The following is a 4,220-nucleotide window of genomic DNA, read 5'->3' on the forward strand; positions in this document are numbered from 1 at the left end:
TTTTCAAACTGTTTTTGTCCCTTGAATGCAGGATTAACAACTATCCGGTGTAAATAAATGGCATCGCCATTTTCCTTTTCTCTCCAAATCAATACGTCACTAAAACAAATGCTGAAAAGACATAAGATGTCGTTTCCGTTCATGATTTTAAATTGTAGGCTCTTTTTAATATCCTGTTTGATAAAGTTTTTGTCGTAGGTAGTCCAACCGACATAATTATTCTTTTTTATATAAGTAATCGCTTCTTCAAAAAGAGTATATATGAAGTCTAAATCGGCTGTTGAAGTATTTGCAATTTGATAGGTTTCTGTTGTTTTTAAGCTCATTTTACATCATTTTTTTGATTGTTTCATTGTGATGTTGCACGTGATAAATAGTGAAATAAAGTATTTCTCTGACGGTAAATTTTCCTAAAACTGGATGTGGACAATTGTATATTTCAAATTCTTCTTCTGACCAATTTTGTAAATTTGAAATTAAGGTTGCGAGTAAATCCTTCCCTTGATTGACTAATACATCGATGTTTGCATTTAGATCTAATTCTGGAATAAATAGTCCCGTCGCTTTTGCTCCGTTTTTTAGCGCATTTTTAAACATTTTAATAACTGTTTCATTGCTTGTAGATGTTCTTTCTGATAATCCGAAATTGGATTTGATAGTCGATTTTGGAAGTGCTAAATAGTTATTAACTCGTGACAAAGCAATATTAATGTGTTCCACATTTTGAGTAACAGACCATTTATCGTTTATGGAAAGATTGACATTAGGCAAATGAATTGCTGTGTCCCAAAATGCTGAATGTTCTGTATTGAGATTGGTTATTATTTCGTTTTTATTCATCTTTCGTTGGATTTTTCAGGAACTCTTCAGTAAAGTGTTCATTGTGTTTTTCTTTAGAAAATTTTTCAACATTATACGTGTTTGAATTTCCTTTTGGAATTGAAAGCGAAATCCATTTATCATTACAAATCATTTTACCAATAAACACCATTTGTCCAATGTGATAAGGGTAATGAGCCAGTTGTCTATTAATGGCTTCCGTGATGGAATGACCTTGGTTTCGTATATAAATTGTTTTTGAGAAATCATCTTCTTGTAAAGAATTTAATGCATTGAAAAGACAATTCCAGCCGTCATTCCATTTTTGAATTAGTTCGGCTTTGGTTTTAATGTCGTTGTCAAATTCGGTATCACGATGTCTCCATTCTTTCTCTCCGTCGGAGGTCAAAAAATCTGTCCAACGTGATAACATATTCCCACTCAAATGTTTTACAATAATGGCAATGCTGTTACTTTCGTCATTGTATTGCCAAAATAATTTATCGTCTGGCAATTGATCAATGGTTTTGTCGCCTAGCATTTTGTAATACTCAAATTGCTTTTTGGTACTTTCTAAATAATCTGCGTTCATAATATTTCAATTTTAAAGATTGATATTTTCAATTACTATTGCCGATGCACCACCGCCACCATTGCAAATGGAAGCCACTCCATATTTGCCTCCTTCCTGTTTTAAAACAGAAATTAATGTGCAAATAATTCTAGCTCCAGATGCGCCTAATGGGTGTCCCATTGCAACTGCTCCACCATAAATATTTATTTTATTGCTATCTAAATCAAGGATTTTTTGGTTTGCCAAAACCACGGCAGCGTAAGCTTCGTTGATTTCAAAAAAATCAATGTCATTTATTGAAAGGTTTGCTTGTTTTAAAGCTTTTGTAATTGCAATTGATGGAGCAGTAGTAAACCATTCCGGTGCTTGGGCTGCATCAGCATAGGAAATAATTTTTGCTAATGGTTTAAGGTTGTATTTCTCGACTGCTTCTTTTGAAGCTAATAAAAGAGCTGCGGCACTATCATTTAGATTACTAGCATTGGCGGCTGTAATAGTTCCATTTTTAACAAAAACAGGATTTAGTTTGGAAACTTTTTCTGGAGTGACTTTAAAAATATCTTCGTCATAATCAATAATAGTTTCGCCAGTTTTATGATTTATTTTTATAGGTATAATTTCATTTCTGAATTTGCCTTCATTTGTAGCTTTTGCCGCTTTTGCATAGGATGATAACGCATACTCATCTTGTTGTTCACGTGTTAATTCATATTTTTCGACGCACATTTCCGCTGCGTTTCCCATGTGAAAATTGTGATACACATCGGTTAAACCATCTTTTAGCAATCCATCGATGCAATTTGCATCGCCAAATTTAACAGGCTTACGAAGTACGTTGTAATGTGGCACATTGCTCATGCTTTCCATTCCACCCGTAATGACCAAATCTTCCAGTCCTAATTGAATTTGCTGTGCTCCAATTATTGTTGCTTTCATACCAGCAGCACAAACTTTATTAACAGTTGTGCAATCGGTATTTTCTGAAATACCTGCGAATATTGATACTTGTCTTGCTGGCGACTGACCCAAATTTGCGGATAATACATTGCCCATATATACCGAACAAATTGTATTGGGATCTATGCCGACAGATTGATACGCTTCTTTGATTGCTATTGCTCCTAATTGTGTTGCAGAAAATTCTGCAAGATTGCCTAAAAAGCCACCAATTGGAGTGCGTTTAGCTGCTATGATATATACTTCGTTCATAATTATTTTAATTTTATTATAAAATATACCAATCGGTATATTTAATTTCAAATTTTTTTTACGCTTTTAAATCTTTAATCATTTTTTCTAAAAAATCCATCGTGATATTTAGCACTGTTGAATTACCAGTAACTTTGGCTTGCATAACAGCACCTTCAATAAGCGACATTAAGATTGCTGAAAATTCAGCAGCAATTGTGTTGGCTTTAATTTCTTTTGTTTCAATACCAATTTCAATATATTTTTCTATAGATGTTTGCCATAATTTAAGGGCATTAACCGCTTTTTTTCTTAACATCGGGTGTGTGTCATCTGCTTCAGTTGATGTATTTAATACTGGGCATCCTGCTTCCAGAAAAGATAATTTTAGAAAATTCCTGTACGTTTCAGGATATACCAAAAGTTTATCAATCATTTTAGTACGAACTTCAATTTTTTGTTTTATGTATGATATAATTGCGCCAAAATTATAATCAAATGCAGCTAATGCAACTTCGTCTTTGTTTTCAAAATTACCATAAATACTACCTTTGGTTAAACCGGTTGCATTCATGATGTCATTCATAGAAGTTCCTGCATATCCTTTAGCGTTGAATATGGGTGCTGTTTTTTCGATTATATATTGTTTGGTACGTTCGGCTTTTGACATCATCAAATGAAACTAATTTGATACAAATATAATTAAAATATACCAAATGGTATATTTATTTAAAAAAAATATCAACTGGTTTTGTTATTAATGATTACTGGTTGGTTGGATGTATTAAACTTGTCTCTTAATATTTTCATATCCTCACTAACTTTTTTATCAAGAATTTTAGCATAATGTTGGGTGGTTTGTATGTTTTTATGACCAAGCATTTTACTCACGCTTTCAATAGGAACTCCATTTGTAAGTGTTACAGTCGTTGCAAAAGTGTGTCGGGCAATGTGAAAGGTTAATTCTTTATTAATACCGCAAACTCCAGCAATTTCTTTGAGATAAGCATTCATTTTTTGATTGGTTAAAATGGGAAGCAGTTTATCCTCGTTGTTACTTTTTGGATGGTCAGCGTATTTATCTATAATCATTTGTGTAACAGGTAGAATTGGAATTTTAGAAGCGGTTTCCGTTTTTTGTCTATGGGTAAATATCCATTTTTCGCCATCAATTCCAATGCTGATATGGGATTTTGTCAAGTTTTTGACATCAATGTATGCTAATCCAGTAAAGCAACTAAAAAGGAATATATCTCGCACTAATGATAATCTTTCAGTTTTGAAATCCTTGTTGATGATGTTTTGAATTTCTTCTTCAGATAAATAAACTCTCTCGACTTCCTTTACTTTCGATTTGTAGTTTGCAAATGGATTTTTGTCTAGCCAATCATTGGCCAGACAAAGCTTGATGATTTTATTGAAGTTCTTGATGTATTTAACGGCTGTATTGTTGGCACAGTTCCGAACACTTCTTAACCAAAATTCATAATCGGTGACAAAAGCGTGATCTATTTTGTTTATCTCAATATCCGAAACTTTGTATTTCCATTGCAAGAACTCAATTGTGTGGCTCAACGAAGTTTTATAACGCTCTAAGGTTCCTGGTGCGTATTCTTTGCCAACCAGTTCTTTGATTTTG

5 protein-coding genes and 1 pseudogene are annotated in these 4,220 nt (G+C 33.1%); all 6 read right to left on the reverse strand.

Annotated elements, in window-relative coordinates:
- A pseudogene (locus Q0Q96_RS09285) lies at window positions 1-326 on the reverse strand (GNAT family N-acetyltransferase); the annotation flags it as partial.
- Window position 327: 1 nt separating this feature from the next.
- Window positions 328-840, reverse strand: a complete 513-nt coding sequence (locus Q0Q96_RS09290; RefSeq protein ID WP_293874117.1) for a DinB family protein — start codon at window positions 838-840, stop codon at window positions 328-330.
- Window positions 833-1,411 carry a DUF1572 domain-containing protein gene (locus Q0Q96_RS09295; RefSeq protein ID WP_293874120.1) on the reverse strand — a complete coding sequence of 193 codons (579 nt, stop codon included), beginning with the start codon at window positions 1,409-1,411 and terminating at the stop codon, window positions 833-835. Before Q0Q96_RS09295 ends, Q0Q96_RS09290 begins: the two co-directional genes overlap by 8 nt.
- 12 nt (window positions 1,412-1,423) lie before the next feature.
- On the reverse strand, window positions 1,424-2,602 hold the full coding sequence (locus Q0Q96_RS09300) for an acetyl-CoA C-acyltransferase (protein ID WP_293874122.1): 1,179 nt from the start codon (window positions 2,600-2,602) through the stop codon (window positions 1,424-1,426).
- Window positions 2,603-2,660: 58 nt separating this feature from the next.
- Window positions 2,661-3,254: a TetR/AcrR family transcriptional regulator gene (locus Q0Q96_RS09305; protein ID WP_293874124.1), complete on the reverse strand. Its 594-nt coding sequence runs from the start codon at window positions 3,252-3,254 to the stop codon at window positions 2,661-2,663.
- Between the two features lie 68 nt (window positions 3,255-3,322).
- The coding region (locus tag Q0Q96_RS09310) for a site-specific integrase (protein WP_293874126.1) at window positions 3,323-4,220 on the reverse strand (898 nt) is incomplete at its 5' end.

This window comes from Flavobacterium sp., from assembly GCF_025352015.1.
GTDB lineage: Bacteria > Bacteroidota > Bacteroidia > Flavobacteriales > Flavobacteriaceae > Flavobacterium.

What these genes read in the sequence shown, in the direction of transcription:
- Q0Q96_RS09300 (WP_293874122.1), bottom strand. Translation starts at nt 2,602, where the DNA reads ATGAACGAAGTATATATCATAGCAGCTAAACGCACTCCAATTGGTGGC.
- Q0Q96_RS09290 (WP_293874117.1), bottom strand. Translation starts at nt 840, where the DNA reads ATGAATAAAAACGAAATAATAACCAATCTCAATACAGAACATTCAGCA.
- Q0Q96_RS09295 (WP_293874120.1), bottom strand. Translation starts at nt 1,411, where the DNA reads ATGAACGCAGATTATTTAGAAAGTACCAAAAAGCAATTTGAGTATTAC.
- Q0Q96_RS09305 (WP_293874124.1), bottom strand. Translation starts at nt 3,254, where the DNA reads ATGATGTCAAAAGCCGAACGTACCAAACAATATATAATCGAAAAAACA.